This window comes from Chryseoglobus sp. 28M-23, assembly GCF_014789785.1.
Taxonomy (GTDB): domain Bacteria; phylum Actinomycetota; class Actinomycetes; order Actinomycetales; family Microbacteriaceae; genus Microcella; species Microcella indica.
The window spans coordinates 1,558,866-1,577,930 of the sequence record NZ_CP061846.1; the positions used below are offsets into that span (position 1 = coordinate 1,558,866).

20 protein-coding genes are annotated in these 19,065 nt (G+C 70.9%); 1 reads left to right on the forward strand and 19 read right to left on the reverse strand.

What is annotated here, in order from left to right; translation table 11 throughout:
• Positions 1–88 precede the first annotated feature (88 nt).
• The 16 genes from argH to infC all read right to left on the reverse strand — a co-directional run bounded on the left by argH (position 89) and on the right by infC (position 16,117).
• Complete coding sequence (gene argH / locus IE160_RS07605; RefSeq protein ID WP_191150699.1) at positions 89–1,495, reverse strand: argininosuccinate lyase; 1,407 nt, start codon at positions 1,493–1,495, stop codon at positions 89–91.
• 1 nt (position 1,496) lies between these two features.
• On the reverse strand, positions 1,497–2,453 hold the full coding sequence (gene argF, locus IE160_RS07610) for an ornithine carbamoyltransferase (protein ID WP_191150700.1): 957 nt from the start codon (positions 2,451–2,453) through the stop codon (positions 1,497–1,499).
• Positions 2,450–3,628 (reverse strand): acetylornithine transaminase, encoded by a 1,179-nt coding sequence (locus tag IE160_RS07615; protein ID WP_179873931.1) that lies wholly within the window; start codon positions 3,626–3,628, stop codon positions 2,450–2,452. The genes argF and IE160_RS07615 overlap by 4 nt, the downstream gene beginning before the upstream one ends.
• 68 nt (positions 3,629–3,696) lie before the next feature.
• The gene (gene argB / locus IE160_RS07620) at positions 3,697–4,596 is read right to left on the reverse strand and encodes an acetylglutamate kinase (protein WP_179872057.1); all 900 of its coding nucleotides are present in this window, start codon (positions 4,594–4,596) and stop codon (positions 3,697–3,699) included.
• Complete coding sequence (argJ, locus tag IE160_RS07625) at positions 4,596–5,747, reverse strand: bifunctional glutamate N-acetyltransferase/amino-acid acetyltransferase ArgJ (RefSeq protein WP_191150701.1); 1,152 nt, start codon at positions 5,745–5,747, stop codon at positions 4,596–4,598. The genes argB and argJ overlap by 1 nt, the downstream gene beginning before the upstream one ends.
• Positions 5,744–6,790, reverse strand: coding sequence for an N-acetyl-gamma-glutamyl-phosphate reductase (gene argC / locus IE160_RS07630; RefSeq protein WP_191150702.1), 1,047 nt, complete (start codon positions 6,788–6,790; stop codon positions 5,744–5,746). The genes argJ and argC overlap by 4 nt, the downstream gene beginning before the upstream one ends.
• An 82-nt stretch (positions 6,791–6,872) precedes the next feature.
• Positions 6,873–9,383 (reverse strand): phenylalanine--tRNA ligase subunit beta, encoded by a 2,511-nt coding sequence (pheT, locus tag IE160_RS07635; protein ID WP_191150703.1) that lies wholly within the window; start codon positions 9,381–9,383, stop codon positions 6,873–6,875.
• Entirely contained in the window at positions 9,383–10,423 is a 1,041-nt protein-coding gene (gene pheS, locus IE160_RS07640; RefSeq protein ID WP_179872061.1) for a phenylalanine--tRNA ligase subunit alpha, read from the reverse strand. The genes pheT and pheS overlap by 1 nt, the downstream gene beginning before the upstream one ends.
• Before the next feature lie 25 nt (positions 10,424–10,448).
• Positions 10,449–11,354: an amino acid ABC transporter permease gene (locus IE160_RS07645; RefSeq protein ID WP_191150704.1), complete on the reverse strand. Its 906-nt coding sequence runs from the start codon at positions 11,352–11,354 to the stop codon at positions 10,449–10,451.
• Entirely contained in the window at positions 11,351–11,998 is a 648-nt protein-coding gene (locus IE160_RS07650; protein ID WP_191150705.1) for an amino acid ABC transporter permease, read from the reverse strand. The genes IE160_RS07645 and IE160_RS07650 overlap by 4 nt, the downstream gene beginning before the upstream one ends.
• 107 nt (positions 11,999–12,105) lie before the next feature.
• Entirely contained in the window at positions 12,106–12,978 is an 873-nt protein-coding gene (locus tag IE160_RS07655; protein ID WP_179872064.1) for a glutamate ABC transporter substrate-binding protein, read from the reverse strand.
• A gap of 63 nt (positions 12,979–13,041) precedes the next feature.
• Positions 13,042–13,779 carry an amino acid ABC transporter ATP-binding protein gene (locus IE160_RS07660; protein ID WP_281363092.1) on the reverse strand — a complete coding sequence of 246 codons (738 nt, stop codon included), beginning with the start codon at positions 13,777–13,779 and terminating at the stop codon, positions 13,042–13,044.
• 84 nt (positions 13,780–13,863) lie between these two features.
• Positions 13,864–14,664: a TrmH family RNA methyltransferase gene (locus tag IE160_RS07665; protein ID WP_179872065.1), complete on the reverse strand. Its 801-nt coding sequence runs from the start codon at positions 14,662–14,664 to the stop codon at positions 13,864–13,866.
• A 144-nt stretch (positions 14,665–14,808) separates the two neighbouring features.
• The gene (gene rplT / locus IE160_RS07670; protein ID WP_152582746.1) at positions 14,809–15,198 is read right to left on the reverse strand and encodes a 50S ribosomal protein L20; all 390 of its coding nucleotides are present in this window, start codon (positions 15,196–15,198) and stop codon (positions 14,809–14,811) included.
• Positions 15,199–15,228: 30 nt separating this feature from the next.
• On the reverse strand, positions 15,229–15,429 hold the full coding sequence (rpmI, locus tag IE160_RS07675) for a 50S ribosomal protein L35 (RefSeq protein ID WP_100822555.1): 201 nt from the start codon (positions 15,427–15,429) through the stop codon (positions 15,229–15,231).
• A 43-nt stretch (positions 15,430–15,472) separates the two neighbouring features.
• A complete protein-coding gene (gene infC / locus IE160_RS07680; protein WP_179873933.1) occupies positions 15,473–16,117 on the reverse strand; it encodes a translation initiation factor IF-3 in 645 nt (214 codons plus the stop codon).
• 293 nt (positions 16,118–16,410) lie between these two features.
• On the opposite strand from infC, the gene IE160_RS07685 reads away from it, so the two are divergent.
• A complete protein-coding gene (locus IE160_RS07685; RefSeq protein WP_179872066.1) occupies positions 16,411–16,773 on the forward strand; it encodes a DUF1844 domain-containing protein in 363 nt (120 codons plus the stop codon).
• Here the strand turns inward: IE160_RS07685 and IE160_RS07690 are convergent.
• The 3 genes from IE160_RS07690 to hisH all read right to left on the reverse strand — a co-directional run bounded on the left by IE160_RS07690 (position 16,766) and on the right by hisH (position 19,063).
• On the reverse strand, positions 16,766–17,533 hold the full coding sequence (locus tag IE160_RS07690; RefSeq protein WP_179872067.1) for an SseB family protein: 768 nt from the start codon (positions 17,531–17,533) through the stop codon (positions 16,766–16,768). The two genes, IE160_RS07685 and IE160_RS07690, sit on opposite strands and share 8 nt — an antisense overlap.
• A 13-nt stretch (positions 17,534–17,546) precedes the next feature.
• On the reverse strand, positions 17,547–18,296 hold the full coding sequence (gene priA / locus IE160_RS07695; protein ID WP_152582749.1) for a bifunctional 1-(5-phosphoribosyl)-5-((5-phosphoribosylamino)methylideneamino)imidazole-4-carboxamide isomerase/phosphoribosylanthranilate isomerase PriA: 750 nt from the start codon (positions 18,294–18,296) through the stop codon (positions 17,547–17,549).
• Positions 18,297–18,427: 131 nt separating this feature from the next.
• On the reverse strand, positions 18,428–19,063 hold the full coding sequence (gene hisH, locus IE160_RS07700) for an imidazole glycerol phosphate synthase subunit HisH (protein ID WP_191150706.1): 636 nt from the start codon (positions 19,061–19,063) through the stop codon (positions 18,428–18,430).
• Positions 19,064–19,065: the final 2 nt, after the last annotated feature.

Genomic DNA, 19,065 nt, shown 5'->3' on the forward strand with positions numbered 1-19,065 from the left:
CCGCGGCAGTGCACGAGCGCTCCGAGCACGCGCGGCGCGACGTCGAGCGGGTCGCCCCGCAGGAGCTCGAGCTCGGGGCGCACGCGGGTCAGTCGGGCAGGGCGGCGAGGCGCTCGTCGAGGTGAGCTCGCTGCGCCGCGACCGCGCTCGGGGCCGTGCCGCCCGCGCCCGAGCGCGAGGCGATCGAGCCCTCCACGGTGAGCACCGCCCGCACCTCGGGCGTCAGCCGCGCATCGATCGACGCGTACTCGTCGTCGCTCGGCTCGTGCAACTCGAGGCCGTGCCGCTCGCAGTGCGCGACGAGCGCGCCGGAGACCTCGTGCGCCTCGCGGAACGGCACACCCTGCCGCACGAGCCAGTCGGCGACATCGGTGGCCAGGGAGAACCCCGCCGGGGCGAGCTCGGCCATCCGCTCGGTATCGAAGCGCAGGGTCGCGACCATGCCCGTGAAGGCCGGCAGCAGCACCTCGAGAGTCTCGACGGCGTCGAAGACAGGCTCTTTGTCCTCCTGCAGGTCGCGGTTGTAGGCGAGCGGGAGGCCCTTGAGGGTCGTGAGCAGGCCCGTGAGGTCACCGATGAGGCGCCCCGACTTGCCGCGCGCGAGCTCGGCGATGTCGGGGTTCTTCTTCTGCGGCATGATCGACGACCCCGTCGAGTAGCCGTCGTGCAGCGTCACGAATCCGACCTCGTGGGTGTTCCAGAAGATGATCTCCTCGGACAGCCGCGAGAGGTCCACCCCGAGCTGCGCTGCGATGTACAGGAATTCGGCCACGAGGTCGCGCGCCGCCGTGGCGTCGGTCGAGTTCTCGGCCGGGCCGGCGAAGCCGAGGTCCGCGGCGACGAGCCCCGGGTCGAGCCCGAGCGAGGAGCCCGCGAGGGCCCCGGCGCCATAGGGCGAGCGGTTCGCGCGCTCCCACCAGTCGCGCAGCCGCTCGAGGTCGCGCACGAGAGGCCACGCATGGGCGAGCAGGTGGTGCGCGAGCAGGATCGGCTGCGCGTGCTGCAGGTGAGTGCGGCCCGGCATGACCGCATCCGGATGCGCGTCCGCCTGCCCGGCGAGCGCCTCGATGAGCGCGCGCACGTCGCGGGCGATCACGCGGCCGTGATCGCGCAGGAACATGCGGATGAGCGTCGCGATCTGGTCGTTGCGGCTGCGCCCGGCGCGCAGGGAGCCGCCGAGCTCGGGCCCGACCTCCTCGACGAGCGCGGTCTCGAGCGCACCGTGCACGTCCTCATCCTCGGGGCGGGGCTGCAGGGTGCCGTCTGCCCAGCGCTCCTCGAGGCGGTCGAGACCCGCGAGCATGCGGGTGAGCGCGTCCTCGGTCAGATACCCCGCGGCCGCGAGAGCCCGGGCATGTGCTCGTGACCCCGCGAGGTCGTAGGGGGCGAGCTGCCAGTCGAAGTGGGTCGAGCGGCTCAGGCGCACGAGCTCCGGCGAGGGGCCGTCGCTGAAGCGGCCGCCCCACAGCGATCCTTCGTTCGTCGCGCGCACCACGTCAGGCCTCCCGGCCCTGGGCGCGCTCGAGCAGCCACACGAGGAGCGCCTTCTGCGCGTGGAGGCGGTTCTCGCTCTCGTCCCAGATGACGCTCTGCGGCCCGTCGATGACGTCGGCGGTGACCTCGTATCCCCGGTCGGCGGGAAGGCAGTGCAGGAAGATCGCGTCGGGCTGCGCGAGCGCCATGAGCTCGGTGTCGACCTTGTAGGGGCTCAGGGCGGCGACGCGCGCGACCTTCTCCTCCTCCTTGCCCATGGACACCCAGGTGTCGGTGACGACGACGTCGGCGCCTGTGACGGCCTCGACCTGGTCGGTGAGGATCGCGATCGATCCGCCCGTGGCGCGCGCGATCTCGGTCGCATCGGCGACGACCTGCGCGTTCGGCAGGTAGTCGGCGGGGCAGCCGACCCGGACGTGCATGCCGGCCGTCGCCCCCGCGAGCAGGTAGGAGTGCACCATGTTGTCGGCGCCGTCGCCCAGGAAGGCGACCGTGAGCCCGGCGAGGTGGCCCTTGTGCTCGCGGATCGTGAGGAGGTCGGCGAGCAGCTGGCACGGGTGGAAGTCGTCGCTCAGCGCATTGATGACCGGCACGGTCGTGCCCTTCGCCATCTCCTCGAGCCCCGCCTGCCCGTAGGTGCGCCACGCGATCGCCGCGACCATGCGCTCGAGCACGCGCGCGGTGTCGCTCGGGGTCTCCTTGCCGCCGAGCTGGCTGTTCGCGGTCGAGATGATGAGCGGCTGACCGCCGAGGTCGGCGATGCCGACGGCGAAGGAGACGCGCGTGCGGGTCGACGACTTGTCGAAGATGACGGCGACCGTCTGCGGGCCCTCGAGCGGGCGGGTTGCCCAGCGGTCGCGCTTGAGCTCGACCGCGAGGTCGAGAATCTCGGCCTGCTCGGCGGGCGACAGGTCGTCGTCGCGCAGGAAGTGGCGCGTGAGCGGTGCGGGTGCGGTCATGGGCGGGCGGCCTCCAGGCTCGCGGCGAAGACGGTAAGGAACCGGTCGATCTCAGCATCGCCGATGATGAGCGGCGGTGCGAGGCGCACCGTCGTCGGGCCCGTCGCGTTGACGATGAGCCCGCGCTGCAGCGCGTGGCCGACGACCGCGGGCGCGATCGGCTCCGCGAGCTCGATGCCGAGCAGCAGGCCGCGTCCGCGCACCTCCACGATGAGGTCGCTGCCGAGAGCGAGGATGCCCGACCGCAGCTGCTCGCCGCGCCTGGCGGCATTCGCCACGAGGTCGGCGCGCTCGATCTCCGCGAGCACGGCATCGGCCACGCCCGTCGCGAGCGGGTTGCCGCCGAACGTGGAGCCGTGCTGGCCGAGCGTGAAGAGCTCGCTCGCCGCGCCCGTCGTCACGAGAGCGCCGATGGGCACTCCCCCGCCGATGCCCTTGGCGAGCGCGATGGCGTCGGGCAGCACGCCCTCCGGCAGCTCGCCGGCGTGCTGGAAGGCGAACCAGTCGCCTGTGCGCCCCGCGCCGGTCTGGATCTCGTCGAGGATCAGCAGTGCGCCGTGCGCCGTGGTGAGCTCCCGGGCGGCCGCGAGGAAGCCGGGCGGAAGCGGCACGACGCCGGCCTCGCCCTTGATGGGCTCGAGGATGACGGCGGCGACATCCGGCCCCATGGCCGCCTCGAGAGCGTCGAGCTCGGTCGGCAGATGCTCGACTCCGGGCACGAGCGGCTCGAACGGCTCGCGCAGCGCGGCCTTGCCGGTGAGCGCGAGCGAGCCCATCGTGCGGCCGTGGAAGCCCGACTCGAAGGCGAGGATGCGCGACCGACCGGTGCGGCGTGCGAGCTTGATCGCGGCCTCGTTGGCCTCCGCACCCGAGTTGGCGACGTAGACACGGCCCGATTCGCCCATGCCCGTCACTCGCACGAGGCGCTCGGCGAAGGCGATCGCCTGCGGGGTCGTGAAGTAGTTGCTCACGTGGACCGCGCGGGCGGCCTGCGTGCTCACGGCCTCGACGACCGCGGGGTGCGCGTGGCCGAGGGCGTTCACGGCGATGCCGGCGAGGAAGTCGAGGTACTCGGCCCCGTCGACATCCCACACGAGGGCGCCGCGGCCGTGGTCGAGCACGGCGGAGGGCGTCGGAGAGGAGGCCATGGCGACCTGTGCGAAGCGTGCGCGCATCGCCTCGGTCTGTGTGCCCGTGATGGGAAGAGGCGCGCTGTGCGTGTCGGTCGCGCCGTCAGCGGCACTCATGGAACCACCTCCGTGCCGATCCCCTTCTGGGTGAACATCTCGAGAAGGATCGAGTGCGGGATGCGGCCGTCGATGATCGCGGACTTCGCGACCCCGCCCTCGACCGCTTCGAGGCACGCGGCCATCTTGGGGATCATGCCGGCTTGGAGGCTCGGCAGCAGCTCACGCAGCTCGGGCACGGCGATCGTCGAGACGAGCGAGTCGCGATCAGGCCAGTCGCGGTAGAGGCCCGCGACGTCGGTGAGGATCACGAGCTTCTCGGCCTTCAGGGCCACGGCGAGCGCCGAGGCGGCCGAGTCGGCGTTGACGTTGAGCGACTGCCCGGGAGTGTCGATATCAGGAGCGATCGAGGAGACGACCGGGATGCGGTCGGCGTCGAGCTGCGCGATGACCGGCTCGGGGTTGACGCCCACGACGTCACCGACGAGACCCAGGTCGACCTCCTCGCCGTCGACCATCGCGCCGCGCTTGCGCCCGCGGAAGAGCCCGGCGTCCTCCCCCGAGATCGCGGCCGCGAGAGGCCCGTGCTCGTTGATGTGGTTGACGATGGCCGGGCTGACCTGCCCCGTGAGCACCATGCGCACAACATCCATCGCCTCGGGGCTCGTGTAGCGGTAACCGCCTCGGAAGTCGCTCTCGATCTTGAAGCGGTCGAGCATGGAGGAGATCTGGGGGCCGCCACCGTGCACGATGACGGGGCGCACGCCCGCCGTGCGCATGAAGACGATGTCTTCGGCGAAGGTGCGCTGCAGCTCGGGGGTCACCATGGCGTTGCCGCCGAACTTGATGACCACGATGCGGTCGCGGTAGGTCTGCAGCCACGGGAGCGCGTCGATGAGGGTGGCCGCCTTCTCGGCGGCGAGGGCGAAGTCGTCGGAGTCGTGTGTCGTGGTCATCAGCTGGAGTATGCGCTGTTCTCGTGGACGTAGTCGTGGGTGAGGTCGTTGGTGAGGATCATCGCGGCCGCGTCGCCGACACCGAGCTCGATGAGCACGCTCACGACCCGGTCGCTCAAGTCGACCTCCTCGCGCGGCCTATCCGGCCCGCCCGCGTGGCAGACGCGCACGCCGTTCATGGTCACGTCGACCGCGTAGGGGTCGAACTCGGCGCTCGTCGTGCCGATCGCCGCGAGCACGCGCCCCCAGTTGGGGTCGTTGCCGAAGATGGCCGCCTTGAAGAGGTTGTTGCGCGCGACGGAGCGGCCCACCTCGACGGCGTCGTCCTCGCTCGCGGCGCCGTGCACGTGGATCTGGATGTCGTGGCTCGCGCCCTCCGCATCGGCCTGCAGCTGCAGCACGAGCGAGGAGCACGCGTCGACGAGGAGGAGCGTGAACTCCTCGGTGCTGGGCGTGACGCCGGATGCTCCGCTCGCCATGAGCGTCACCTGATCGTTGGTCGACATGCAGCCGTCCGAGTCGAGGCGGTCGAAGGTCAGGCGGGTGGCCTCACGCAGCGCGCGGTCGAGCTCGGCGGCCGGCAGGTCGGCGTCGGTCGTGATGACCGAGAGCATCGTCGCGAGCCCGGGGGCGAGCATCCCTGCCCCTTTCGCCATGCCGCCGATTGTGTAGCCGGGGCCTTCGACGGTGACCGTCTTGGGCACCGAGTCGGTCGTCATGATCGCGCGAGCGGCGTCCTCACCGCCGTCGGTGGTCAGCGCGCCGGCCGCCGTCGCGACGCCGGTGAGCAGCTTCTCGCGGTCGAGCTGCTCGCCGATGAGGCCCGTCGAGCACACGAGCACGTCGCCCGCGTCGACGCCGAGGTGCTCGGCGACCGCCTCGGCCGTCGCGTGGGTGGTCTGGAAGCCCTGGGCCCCGGTGAAGCAGTTGGCGCCACCGGAGTTGAGCACGATCGCGCGCACGTCACCGTCGGCGATCACCTGCTGCGACCAGATGATGGGGTTCGCCTTCGCGCGGTTGCTCGTGAACACGGCGGCGCCAGCCGAGCTCGGCCCGCGGTTGACGAGCAGGGCGAGGTCGAGGGCCCCCGTCGACTTGAGGCCGGCTGCGACGCTCGCCGCCTCGAATCCGGCTGCGGCGGTGACGGTCATGGTGCGACTCCGTTCCGGGGCAGGCCGAGGTCTTCGGGCAGGCCCAGTGCGAGGTTGAGGGACTGCACGGCAGCGCCGGCAGTGCCCTTGACGAGGTTGTCGAGCGCGACGACGACGACGACGCGACCGGCGTCCTCATCGACGGCGAGACCGATGAGGGCGGTGTTCGCGCCCACGACGTCGGCGGTCTTGGGGAAGTGGCCCTCGGGCAGAACGTGCACGAACGGCTCGGAGGAGTACGCCGACTCCCACGCCGAGCGCACGCTCGAGGCGTCGGCGCCCGGTTCGAGGCGCGCCGTGATCGTGGCGAGGATGCCGCGGCTCATCGGCACGAGCACGGGCGTGAAGGAGATGCTCGGGTGCGCGGCGCCGGCGACGCGGAGGTTCTGCAGGATCTCCGGGATGTGCCGGTGCGTGCCGCCGACCGCGTAGGGCGAGGCCGAGCCCATGAGCTCGCTGCCGAGAAGCATGGTCTTGAGGGCGCGGCCGGCGCCCGAGGGGCCCACGGCGAGCGCGGCGGTGAGGTCGGCGGGCTCGATGACCTCGCTGCGGATGCCCGGGGCCAGGCCGAGCGTCACGGCGGTCACGTTGCACCCCGGTACGGCGATGCGCCGAGCGCCGCTGAGGTGCTCGCGGTGGCGGGTGCCGTCGGCGTGCAGCAGCTCGGGCAGCCCGTAGGTCCACGCTCCGTGGTACTCGCCGCCGTAGAAGCGCTCCCAGTCGGCCTCGCTCGTGAGGCGGTGGTCGGCGCCGCAGTCGAGCACGAGCGTGCTCTCGGGCAGCGACGCGGCGACGGCGCCCGAGGCGCCGTGCGGCAGGGCGAGCACGACGGCGTCGTGCCCCGCGAGTACCTCGGGCGTCGTCTCGGCGAAGGTCAGGTGGTCGAGGGAGCGCAGGTGCGGCTGCACGTCGATGAGGCGCTGGCCCGCGTTGCTGTGCGCCGTGACGGTCGTCACCTCGACACCGGGGTGGTCGGCGAGCAGGCGCAGCACCTCCCCGCCGGCGTATCCGCTGGCTCCTGCGACGGCGATCGAGACAGTCATGTCCTCCAGCTTTCCAGGTTTTGCGCCCGCCGGGGTGCGGGCGGGCGCCGTGCCGGTCCTCGGCGACGGGCCGCGACGGCGGTCAGGCGCGCAGCTGCGCGCCGAATCGCTCGGTCGCGACGGCGAGCCCGGCGGTCTTCGCCTCGGTCGCCTCCGCCGCCGTGAGCGTGCGGTCGGTCGCGCGGAACCGCAGCGAGAACGTGATCGACTTCGTGCCCGGCTCGAGACCCTCACCGCGGTAGTCGTCGACGAGAACTGCCTCTTCGAGTAGCGCTCCGGCACCCTCGACGATCGCGGAGCGCACGGCACCCGCGGGCGTCTCGAGGGGAACGACGACCGAGAGGTCCTGCGTCGCGGCCGGGTAGCCGGCGATGACGCCTGCCGCCACCTGGCCCGTGCTGAGGACGAGCAGGCGGTTCAGGTCGAGCTCGAGCACGCCGACCCGTCTCGGCAGGTCGCGCTCGATCGCGACGGCGGGCAGCAGCTCGCCGGCGAGACCGACCTGCTCGCCGTCGACGAGCAGCGCCGCCGTGCGGCCGGGGTGCAGCGCGGGGTGGCTGCCGGTCTCGACCGCGAGGCTCACTCCGACCACGGCGGCGATGCGGTGCGCCGCGTCGAGCACATCCGCGAGCCCTGCGGGCTCCGCGGTCTGGCCGACACCGCGCGGGCGCCGATCGCCGAGCACGAGCGCGCTCACATGCCAGGGCTGGTGCGGGATGCTCTGCTCGAGCTCGGCGAGCGGGCCCGGTGCGGGCCGCTGCGTGCCGATCGGCACCTCGGCGACCCCGTACTCGCGGCCCGACTCTGGCAGGAACACCGTGCCGATCTCGAAGAGAGCGAGGTCGGTGAGACCGCGCGAGACGTTGCGGTGCGCGATGTCGGCGAGGCCCGGCAGCAGGCTCACGCGCAAGCGCGCCGCCTCGGCGTCGAGCGCGTTCGCGAGGCGCACCTGCGCGTGCTCGTCGCCGACCATGAGCGCGTTGTCTGCGGCGCTCACGAAGGGGTAGGCGAGCACCTCGGTGAGTCCGGCCGCCGCGAGAGCGTCGGCGATGGCGCGGCGCGCTCGCTGGCCCCGCGAGAGGCCGCGACCGGGCGGCGCGACGGGCAGCTGCGCGGGGATGCGGTCGTAGCCGACGATGCGGGCGACCTCTTCGGCGAGCGAGGGAGCGTCGATGAGGTCGGGGCGCCAGCTCGGCGGGGTGACGCGCCAGCCGTCGTCGCCCGGTGAGACCGAGCATCCGACAGCGACGAGGGAGTCGGTGATCTCGTCGAGCGAGAAGTCGACGCCGACGAGATCGTCGACGTAGCCCTCGGCGAGGTCGATCGTCGCGGGGCGCGTGGACTCGACCCAGGCGGAGCCGAGGTCGACAGCCGTGCCGCCCGCGAGTTCGACGAGCAGGTCGACGACGCGCTGCGCGGCCGCCTCGGCCACGAGCGGGTCGACGCCGCGGGCGAAGCGCTTGGATGCTTCGCTCGGCAGCTTGTGGCGCCGCGCGGAGCGCGCGATCGTGACCGGCTCGAAGTTCGCCGCCTCGATGAGGACGTCGGTCGTATCGTCGCCCACCTCGGTGCTCGCGCCGCCCATGACGCCGGCGATGCCGATGGGGCCGGAGCCGTCGGTGATGAGCAGGTCTTCGGCGTCGAGCGTGCGCGACTGGTCGTCGAGCGTCACGAGGGTCTCGCCGGGCGTCGCGCGACGCACGATGATGCCGCCCTGCAGGCGCGCGAGATCGTAGGCGTGAATCGGCTGGCCGAGCTCGAGCATGACGTAGTTCGTGATGTCGACCGCGAGGGAGATCGACCGGATGCCCGCGAGCGTCAGGCGCGCGACCATCCACGGCGGGCTCGGCCGCGTCGGGTCGATGCCGCGCACGGCACGCGTGACGAACACGTCGCAGCCGCGTCGGCCGCGCACGGGCGCCTGGTCGTCGATCGTGACGGAGAAGCCCTCGCCGACGCCGATCTCGAGACTCGACGCGGGATCGCGGAAGGCCGCCCCCGTGGAGTTGGCGTACTCGCGCGCGATGCCGCGCAGCGAGAGCGTGTAGCCGCGGTCGGGGGTGACGTTGACCTCGACGGCGACGTCATCGAGCCCGAGGAGCGCGATCGCGTCGGTGCCCACCTCGGGGTCGAGGTCGAGCTCGGCCAGGCGCAGGATGCCGTCGTGCTCCTCCCCCAGGCCGAGCTCGCGGGCCGAGGCGATCATGCCGTCGGAGACGTGGCCGTAGGTCTTGCGGGCCGAGATCGGGAAGGGGCCGGGCAGCACCGAACCGGGCAGCGAGACGACGACCTTGTCGCCGACGTGGAAGTTGGGGGCCCCGCACACGATGCCGTGCACCTCGGGCTCGCCGTCGGGCAGCGTGCCCGTGCGCACCTGGCACCAGCGGATCGTCTTGCCGTTCGACTGCGGCTCCTCGACGAACTCGAGCACCTCGCCCACGACGATCGGCCCCGTGAGGGGAACGCCGTGGACGTCCTCTTCCTCGAGCCCGACGCGCACGAGGGCGGCGTGCACGTGCGCGGCATCCTCGAGCGGGTCGCCGGAGGCGGGAACCTCGACGAACTCGCGCAGCCAGCTGAGCGGTACGCGCATCAGACCACCATCCCGAACTGCTGCGAGAAGCGAATATCGCCCTCGACCATGTCGCGCATGTCTTTCACGTCGTTGCGGAACATGAGCGTGCGCTCGATGCCCATGCCGAAGGCGAAGCCCTGGTACTCGTCGGGGTCGATGCCCGCCGCGCGCAGCACGTTGGGGTTGACCATGCCGCAGCCGCCCCACTCGATCCAGCGCGCGCCGTCCTTGAAGGTGGGGTGCCAGACGTCGAGCTCGGCGCTCGGCTCGGTGAAGGGGAAGTAGCTGGGGCGCAGGCGGATGCGCGCGCCCTCGCCGAAGAGGGCGCGGGCGAGGTGCTCGAGCGTGCCGCGCAAGTGCGCCATCGTGAGCCCCCTGTCGATCGCGATGCCCTCCATCTGGTGGAAGACGGGCGTGTGCGTCGCGTCGAGCTCGTCGGTGCGGAACACCCGACCGGGGGCGACGACGTAGAGCGGCACGCCGCGGTCCAGCAGCGAGCGCACCTGCACGGGGCTCGTGTGCGTGCGCAGCACGAGGTGGCGCTCGACCGGGTCGATGAAGAAGGTGTCCTGCATCGCCCGCGCGGGGTGGTCGGGGTCGAAGTTGAGGGCGTCGAAGTTGAACCACTCGTTCTCGAGCTCGGGCCCCTCCGCGACCTCCCAGCCCATGCCGATGAAGATGTCGCTCATCTGCTCCATGAGCGCGGTGAGCGGATGGCGGGCACCCTGTGCCCGCAAGGCGGGAACCGCCGTGACGTCGAGGGTCTCGGCCGCGAGCCTCGCCTGCTCCTCCGCGACGGCGAGCTCGCCCTCGCGCGCGCTGATCGCCTGGGCGACGCGGCCGCGAGCCTGGCCGACGAGCTTGCCGAGCTCGGCCTTCTGCTCGGCGGGCACCTCGCGCAGTCGGGCGTTGAGCTGGGCGAGCGGCGAGGCCTCCCCCGCGTGGGCCGACTTGGCCGCCTTGAGCGCGGCAGTGTCGTCGGCGCCGGCGACCGCGGCGAGCGCCGCCTCGACAGCCGCCTCGACAGCGGACTCGGAGATGGGGCTCGGTTCTGACACAAGCACCGAGTTTAGTGGCCGTGGGCTACCGCCCCGACGCCTCGCCCGCGTCGACGCCGCCGACGCCCTCCGGGAGTTGCTCGGCGCTCGCATCGGCGGCTACGAGAGCGCCGCCCCGGGACGACGTGCGGTGGGAGATGATGCGCGCGACCCAGGAGAGCAGGAGGTTCATGGCCAGGTACATCGCGAGCACGATGAAGAAGAACGAGAACGCGTAGCGATTGCCGAAGAACTGGGTGAGGTTCTGGCCGGTGCGCAGCAGTTCGCTGTACCCCACGATGTAGGCGAGCGAGGTGTCTTTGAGCAGCACCACGAGCTGGGCCACGATGATCGGCAGCATGGTGCGGAATGCCTGAGGGAACTCGATAAGGAATCGTGTGGCGACGGGAGTCAGCCCGAGGGAGAGCCCAGCCTCGCGCTGACCGGAGGGCAGAGCACTGATACCCGCCCGGAGCGCTTCGCCGATGATCGCGCCGTTGTAGAGCGCGAGAGCGGTGACCCCCGCCCAGTAGGTGCCCGTGGAGAACACGAGGAGGGCGAACAGCATCATGAGCAGCACGGGCATGCCGCGGAAGAATTCGAGCAGGACCGCGACGGGCACGCGTATCCCGGGGCTCGCGGCGGTGCGGCCGAAGGAGAACAGCACCCCGACGACGAGGGCGAGCGCGGCGGCGGCGCCGGCCATGGCGAGCGTGTTGAGCGCGCCTTCGCCGAGGCTGCGCCACACGACGATGTCGTTGAAGATATCCCACCGGCTCGGGTCGAAGAGGCCGGGCAGGGTGGCGCCCGCGACTGTCGTGCGCTCACCGGCGAGCGTCGCGATGAGCCACGCGAGCCCGGCGACGATGGCGATAGTGCCGACGATCGACGTCATGACGGAGCGACGCCGCGCCTTCGGGCCGGGAACGTCGTAGAGCACGGAGACCGTCATCGCAGCACCGCCACCTTCTTCTCGACCCGGCCCGCGATGAGGCCGAGGGGCACGGTGATGAGCAGGTAGAAGGCGGCGACTCCCAGGAGAATGGTGATGACGGCGTCACCGCGCGCGTTCGCGAGCGTGCGCGCCGCGGCGAAGAGCTCGAAGACGAAGAAGGCCCCGGCGACCGAGGTGTTCTTCGTGAGCGCGATGAGAACGTTGATGAGCGGCGGAACGACCATCCGCAACGCCTGCGGCAGGATCACGATGCGGAGCGTCTGCCCGAAGGTGAGCCCGATGCTGCGCGCCGCCTCGGCCTGGCCGACGGCGACGCCGTTGATGCCGGAGCGTAGCGCCTCCGCGACGAACGGCGAGGTGTAGAGGGTGAGCCCGAGAACTGCGAGCGGGTAGTAGCCGGGGAAGAACTGCAGATACGGCAGCAGCGTCGCGCAGAAGAACAGGACGAGAGTGAGCGGGGTGTTGCGCAGCAGCTCGGTGTAGACGGTTGCGAACGCGCGCAACGGAGGCGCGGGCGAGATGCGCATGCCCGCGATCACGATGCCGATCGCGAGCGCACCGAGCCCGGAGAGCACGAGCAGGCTCAGGGTGCCGAGGAAGGCTTCCACCAGCTGGGGGAAGTTCTCGATGATGGCGCTCATGTGCTCCCGTCTCCGGAGGGTCGACCGCGCTCAGCGCGGGTGCTGTGCAGGGTGCCGGTGCTCGGGTGCTCCGAGCACCGACCCCCGCACAGCCGTGTCGATGGGACCTAGTAGCGGTCGACGGCCGGCGGCTCCGGCGTCTCCAGCACGCTGCCCGCGGTCCCCTCCCACGCGGCGGCCCAGCGGCCGTCCTCGTACGCGGCCTCGAGCACGTCGTTGATCCAGTCGCGGAACACGTCATCGTCGAGAGCCAGCCCGATGCCGTAGGGCTCAGAGGTGAAGGGGTTGCCGACGACCTCGAACTCGCCTTCCGACTGATCAGCGAGCCCGGCGAGGATCACGTTGTCGGTCGTGAGCGCCTGAGCTGCGCCGGTGCGCAGGGGCTCGAGGCACGAGGAGTACTGGTCGGTCGTGAGCACGTCGGCGGTCTCGTACTCGCTGATATTGACCTCGGAGGTGGACCCTGTCACGGTGCACACCACCTTGTCGGCGAGGTCCTCAGGCCCCATGATCCCCTCGGGGTTGCCGGCGGGCACCAGCAGATCCTGTCCGGCCTCGTAGTACGGGCCCGCGAAGGAGATTACCTCCTTGCGCGTGTCATTGATCGTGTAAGTCGCCACGACGATGTCGACCTCCCCGTTCTGGATGAACGGCTCGCGGTTGGCCGAGACCGTCTCGATCCACGTGATGCCGCTCGGCTCGATGCCCAGCTCGGCGGCGATGATCTTGCCGATCTCGACGTCGAAGCCGACGGGGTCGCCGTCGGGCCCCGCGAGGCCGAAGAGCGGCTGGTCGAACTTCGTGCCGATCGTGATCGCTCCGGCCTCGTTGAGTGCGGCCATCGTCGTGCCCGCCTCGAACTCGACCTCCTCGGCGACGTCCGGCTCGTCGACCGGTGTGCTCGAGTCGACGCAGCCGGCGAGCGCGAGCGCACCCGTCACGGCCATGGCCGACATCAGCAGTCCCTTGGTGACTCTCATGTTTCCCCCTCGTTGTTGCTGTGCTCGGTGATCGGTCGACCACCGGGTGGTGCCCACCCAGCGCTAGTGGGTGAGGATCTTCGACAGGAATTCCTTCGCGCGTGCCGTCGTCGGTGCCGTGAAGAAGGTCTCGGGCGTCGCCTCCTCGACGATCTCGCCCTCCGCCATGAAGAGAACGCGGTCGGCCGCCTTCCTCGCGAACCCCATCTCGTGAGTGACGACGACCATGGTCATGCCGTCTTTGGCCAGCCCGACCATGACGTCGAGCACCTCGTTGATCATCTCGGGGTCGAGGGCCGACGTCGGTTCGTCGAGCAGGATGAGCTTGGGCTCCATCGCGAGCGCTCGCGCGATCGCCACGCGCTGCTGCTGGCCTCCGGAAAGCTGTGCCGGCATCTTGTTCGCCTGATTGTCGACACCGACGCGCTCGAGGAGCGCCCAGCCGCGCTCGTCCGCCTCACGTCGGGAAAGACCGCGCACTCGACGGGGCCCCAGCGTCACGTTCTCGAGAACGGTCTTGTGGGCGAAGAGGTTGAACGACTGGAAGACCATGCCGACATCGGCGCGCAGCTTCGCGAGCCCCGCGCCTTCGGCGGGCAACTCGACGCCGTCGATGCTGATGGTGCCGCTGTCGATGGTCTCGAGCCGGTTGATCGCGCGGCACAGGGTCGACTTGCCCGAGCCGCTCGGGCCGATGACGACAACGACCTCGCCGCGCGCGACCGTCGTCGAGATGTCCTTGAGAACATGCAGTTCGCCGAAGTGCTTGTTCACATTCTGCAGTTCGACCAGGTCTGCCATGCCTCACCCAAGCACACCCCCTATACGAGGGTCAACTGGTCCGTCTATATGACGCGCAACCGTGACCTGCGCGACACACTCGGCTCACGCGCGCAGGGCGAAGGCGCTCTCGTAGAGGCATACGGCGGCGGCCGTGGCAAGGTTGAGCGACTCGGCGTGCCCGTAGATGGGCACGATGACCGCACGGTCGGCGAGCTCGAGCTGCTCGGAGGTCAGCCCGCGTGCCTCGTTGCCGAACAGCCACGCGGTCGGCCCGTCGAGGTGACCGTCGGAGCGCACGGCGAGCAGGTCGTCACCGGAGACGTCCGCGGCGAGCACGCGCATCCCCCGCTCCCGCAATCGGCTGAGCGTCGACTCGAGCGGCACGCCGACGACGACGGGAAGGTGGAAGAGGGAACCGGTCGTCGCGCGCACAGCCTTCGGGTTGAAGACGTCGACGCTGGTTCCGGTGAGAATGACGGCGTCGGCGCCCGTGGCATCCGCGACCCGGATGATCGTTCCCGCGTTGCCCGGGTCGCGCACCTCGTCGAGCACGGCGACGAGGCGCAGGTCGCGCTCGAGCAGCTCGTCGAGCGCGAGAGGGAACTGCCGGCATACCGCGACGACGCCCTGCGGGGTGACGGTGTCGGCGATCGCATCGAGGACGGCCTCGCTCACGGCCTCGACCTCGACACCCGCGGCGGCGGCGGTGCGCGCGAGGGTGGAGTGGCGGTCGATCGCCGCGGTCGTCATGAAGAGATCGCGGATGAGCTCGGGGTGGAAGCGCAGGGCCTCCGCGACTGCCTGCGGGCCCTCGAGCAGGAACAGCCCGGTCTCGGCGCGCTGGTTCTTCTTGGCCAGCTTGGCCGCGGCGCGCACGCGCGGAGAGCGCGGGTTGTCGATCATGAGCGCCATGCTAGCCACGCGCGAGTGAACGACCGGTGAAGCAGGCCGCGAACACGACGACGGCGCGCCCCCAGTGCTGGGGACGCGCCGTCGGTGCGGTGCGTGCGGGCCTGACTCAGGCCGCGGGGCACACGTGCCTGACGCTCAGGCCGCGGGGCTCTTCGGTGCCGAGGTGTCGGCCGGGAGCGCCTGACGCGCAGTCTCGACGAGCGAGGCGAACGCGGTGGGCTCGTTGACCGCGAGCTCGGCGAGCATGCGACGGTCGACCTCGACCCCGGCGAGGCCGAGACCCTGGATGAGCCGGTTGTAGGTCATGCCGTTCTGGCGGGCAGCGGCGTTGATGCGCTGGATCCAGAGGCGACGGAACTCGCCCTTCTTGGCGCGACGGTCACGGTACGCGTAGACGAGGGAGTGGGTGACCTGCTCCTTCGCCTTGCGGTACAGGCGCGACCGCTGACCGCGGTAGCCCTCGGCGCGCTCAAGGATGACCCGACGCTTCTTGTGGGCGTTGACAGCCCGCTTGACTCTTGCCATTTCTTCAGTCCTTCGGTTTCGTCTCGGGTCTTACTTCTTCTTGCCGATGAGCTTCTTGATGACCTTGGCGTCGGCCGGCGCGAGGACGACCTCGCGGTTGAGGCGACGCGTCACCTCGCTCGACTTCTTCTCCAGGTTGTGGCGCATACCGGCGCCCTGCTTCATGACCTTGCCGGAGCCGGTCAGCTTGAAGCGCTTCTTGGCACCGGAGTGCGTCTTCTGCTTGGGCATGGGTGTTTCCTCTTCTTCCGTGTCGCGCAGCGCTCTGCTGCGCTCAGTCTTCCGTGGTTGTCGTGGGGTCGGCGGCGGCGGACTTCTCCTGGGCCGCCGCCTTGGCCGGAGCCTTGGCGGCTGTCGCCTCCGCCTTGCGCGCGGCGCGGGTCGCGTTGGCCTCGGCCTTCGCGTCTGACTTGTTCTTGAGCGGTCCGATGATCATGACCATGTTGCGACCGTCGATCGTGGGGGTGTTCTCCACGACGCCGTACTCGGCGACGTCCTCGGCGAATCGCTGGAGCAGGCGCACACCCTGCTCGGGGCGGGACTGCTCGCGGCCGCGGAACAGGATCATGGCCTTGACCTTGTCGCCGGCCTTGAGGAAGCCCTCGGCGCGCTTGCGCTTCGTCTCGTAGTCGTGCGAGTCGATCTTCAGGCGGAAGCGAACCTCCTTGAGGATCGTGTTCGCCTGGTTGCGACGCGCTTCCTTCGCCTTCTGAGCGGCCTCGTACTTGAACTTGCCGTAGTCCATGATCTTGACGACGGGCGGCTTCGAGTTGGGCGCGACCTCGACGAGGTCGAGGTCGGCCTCCTGCGCCAAGCGCAAGGCCACCTCCATCTTGACGACGCCGACCTGCTCGCCTCCCGGCCCGACGAGTCGGACCTCGGGGACGCGGATGCGGTCATTCGTTCTCGGTTCGCTGATGCGATTCTCCTCTTCGTGACAATGGGTGGCGACCGGCGGGCGTCGAGCCCGGCCGTTCCGAGAGAGGAGAGCTTCCGTGGCGCACAGCCACTACCACCCGCGGTCCTCGCGCGGCCTCCGAGGAGTCCGTCGAGCGGGGTGATGCAACCCGGTAACCTAATGAAGCGGTCAAGCGCGGGTGGGAGATTCTCCACTTTCGTACCGGGGTTCAGGCCCCGGAGCCCGCATCAGACTACCAGCACCCCGCCCCGTTCGTCACCGTCCGGGTGCGCGGGGTCGTTTCGAGAGGTTCCATGAGCGACTCATCCCCCCTGCCTGTTGACCCGACCGTGATGGCCGATCCGTCGCGCGACATCGCCGACGTTCCCGCCGTCGAGATCATCAACACGGTCAGCGTGCACCTCCTGAGCGCCGCCGCCGTCAAGTGCGGGCTCTCCGAGAACGGCGAGGCCGAGCGCGACCTCGCCGAGGCTCGCAAACTGATCACCGCCCTGGCCGGCCTCATCACGGCCGCGGCTCCCGAGCTCGGCGACCACCACGCACGCGTGCTGCGCGACGGCCTGCGCTCGGTGCAGCTCGCCTTCCGCGAGGCCTCCCCGTTCCCCGACGCCCCCGGGCAGGGGCCGGGCGAGAAGTACACGGGCGCCGTCAGCTAGCGCGAGCGGCGATCGGCTGCACCGAGAGCGAGTCGATGCGCTCGGCGACGGTCGCATCCGCCGCCCAGGCCGCACTGAGCGCGCCCACGATGTCGCGCAGGCGCTCGGGGGCAAGCCCCGGCTCGATCGCGAGGCGCACGATGACCTCCGGCTCGGTGCCGCGGCCGAGCGGGTCACCGGCGATGAGGCTCGCGGCCCACACCTCGGGGTGTGCTTCGGCCGGGCGGGCGATCGCCTCGAGCACGGCGTCGTCCTCGACGGCGGGCACCCACGGCGCCTGCTGCGCGATCGCCCACACGGCGGGGCGCGGCAGCACGAGCTCGGTCTCGCCGCGGGCATCGATGACGATGCGGTCGGTGTTCTCGGAGGCGGCGGCGAGGGCGACGCGCACCGCGTCGGCCGGCACCGGCCGGGCATCCGGCCGCCAGTGGGTCATGGCTGCGACCGAGGAGAACACGGGCAGGATCGCGCGGCCGTCCGGCCCGCTCACGGTGATGATCGAGAGCTCTTGAGACTTGTCGATCGTTCGGCCGGTCTCGCTGCGCCCCGTCTCTCCCGCCACGGCGACGAGCGGGATGAGGAATCGGCACTCGCGCACGACGTCGACGACCTCGCGCAGACTCGCGCGGCCCTCGCGCAGGTCGGCGACGATCTCGAGGAACTCGGGCGGTGCGCTGCCGTCGTCCTGCGCGTTCGGGTTCGGCTCGAAGTGCCGCCCCTCCCAGGGCTGGCCGGCCGAATCGTGCTGCGAGGGCGACACGGGATGCTCGGCTCTAGCGACCCGCGACGTCGAGTGCTTCGGGCAGGGTGAACGCGCCCGCGTACAGCGCCTTGCCCACGATCGTGCCCTCGAGGCCGAGCGGCACGAGCTCGCGCAGCGCGGCGATGTCGTCGAGGCTCGAGACGCCGCCCGAGGCGATGACGGGTCGGTGCGTGTGCTCCATGACGGAGCGCAGCAGGTCGAGGTTCGGGCCCTTGAGCGTGCCGTCCTTCGTCACGTCGGTGACGACGTAGCGGGCGCAGCCGGCTAGCTCGAGGCGCTCGAGCACGGCCCACAGGTCGCCGCCCTCCTCCGTCCAGCCGCGCGCCGCGAGCGTCGTGCCGCGCACGTCGAGGCCGACTGCGATCGCCTCGCCGTACTCGGCGATGACGTGCGCCGCCCACTCGGGGTTCTCGAGAGCCGCGGTGCCGAGGTTGATGCGCTTCGCGCCCGTCGCGAGCGCCGCCTCGAGGCTCGCGTCGTCGCGGATGCCACCGGAGAGCTCGATGTTGACGCGCTTGGGCGTGGTCTTGACGACCTTCTTGATGATCGCGCGATTGTTGCCGCGACCGAAAGCCGCGTCGAGGTCGACGAGGTGGATCCACTCCGCACCCTGGTCGGCCCACTCGTGCGCGGCGTCGATCGGGTCGCCGTAGTTCGTCTCGGTGCCCGCCTCACCCTGGGTGAGTCGCACAGCCTTGCCTCCGGAGACGTCCACCGCGGGCAGCAGCGTCAGGGCAGGGACGGTGGAGAACTCGCTCATGGATCACTCTCGGTTCGAATCGACGGTCGCAGGGTCTGGGCGCACGGATGCCGGCACCCGAGATCCGGGCGCAGACACAAACACCACATCGTACTCCGCACGACGAGCCCCGCAGGACAGCCCCGTGCGGTCTACAGCGTGCGCAGCCAGTTGCCCAGGAGCGCGAGGCCCGCACTGCCCGACTTCTCGGGGTGGAACTGCGTCGAGGTGAGCGGCCCGTTCTCGACCGCCGCCACGAAGCGCTCGCCGTGCTCGCTCCACGTGACGCGCGGCGCGCGAATCTTCGGATTCGTCACCTCGAGGGTCCAGTCGTGGGCCGCGTAGGAGTGCACGAAGTAGAAGCGCTCGTCGTGGAGCCCCTCGAAGAGGGCCGAGTCCTCGGGCGCCTGCACGGTGTTCCAGCCCATGTGGGGGACGGTCGGGGCGCGCAGCGCCGTCACCGCTCCCGGCCACTCGCCGAGGCCCTCGCACACGTCGCCGTGCTCCTCACCGCGCTCGAACATGATCTGCTGGCCGACGCAGATGCCCATGACCGCGCGGCCCCCCGCGAGGCGCCGGTCGACGAGCTCGTCGCCGCGGACCGCGCGCAGAGCGTCCATGACCGCCCGGAAGGCTCCCACGCCGGGAACCAGGAGGCCGTCGGCGGCCATGACGCGTGCACGGTCAGCGGAGAGCTCGACGCGCGCGCCGGCGGCCTCGACGGCCTTGACCGCCGAGTGCACATTGCCCGAGCCGTAGTCGAGCACGACCACGAGGGGGGAGGTCACGG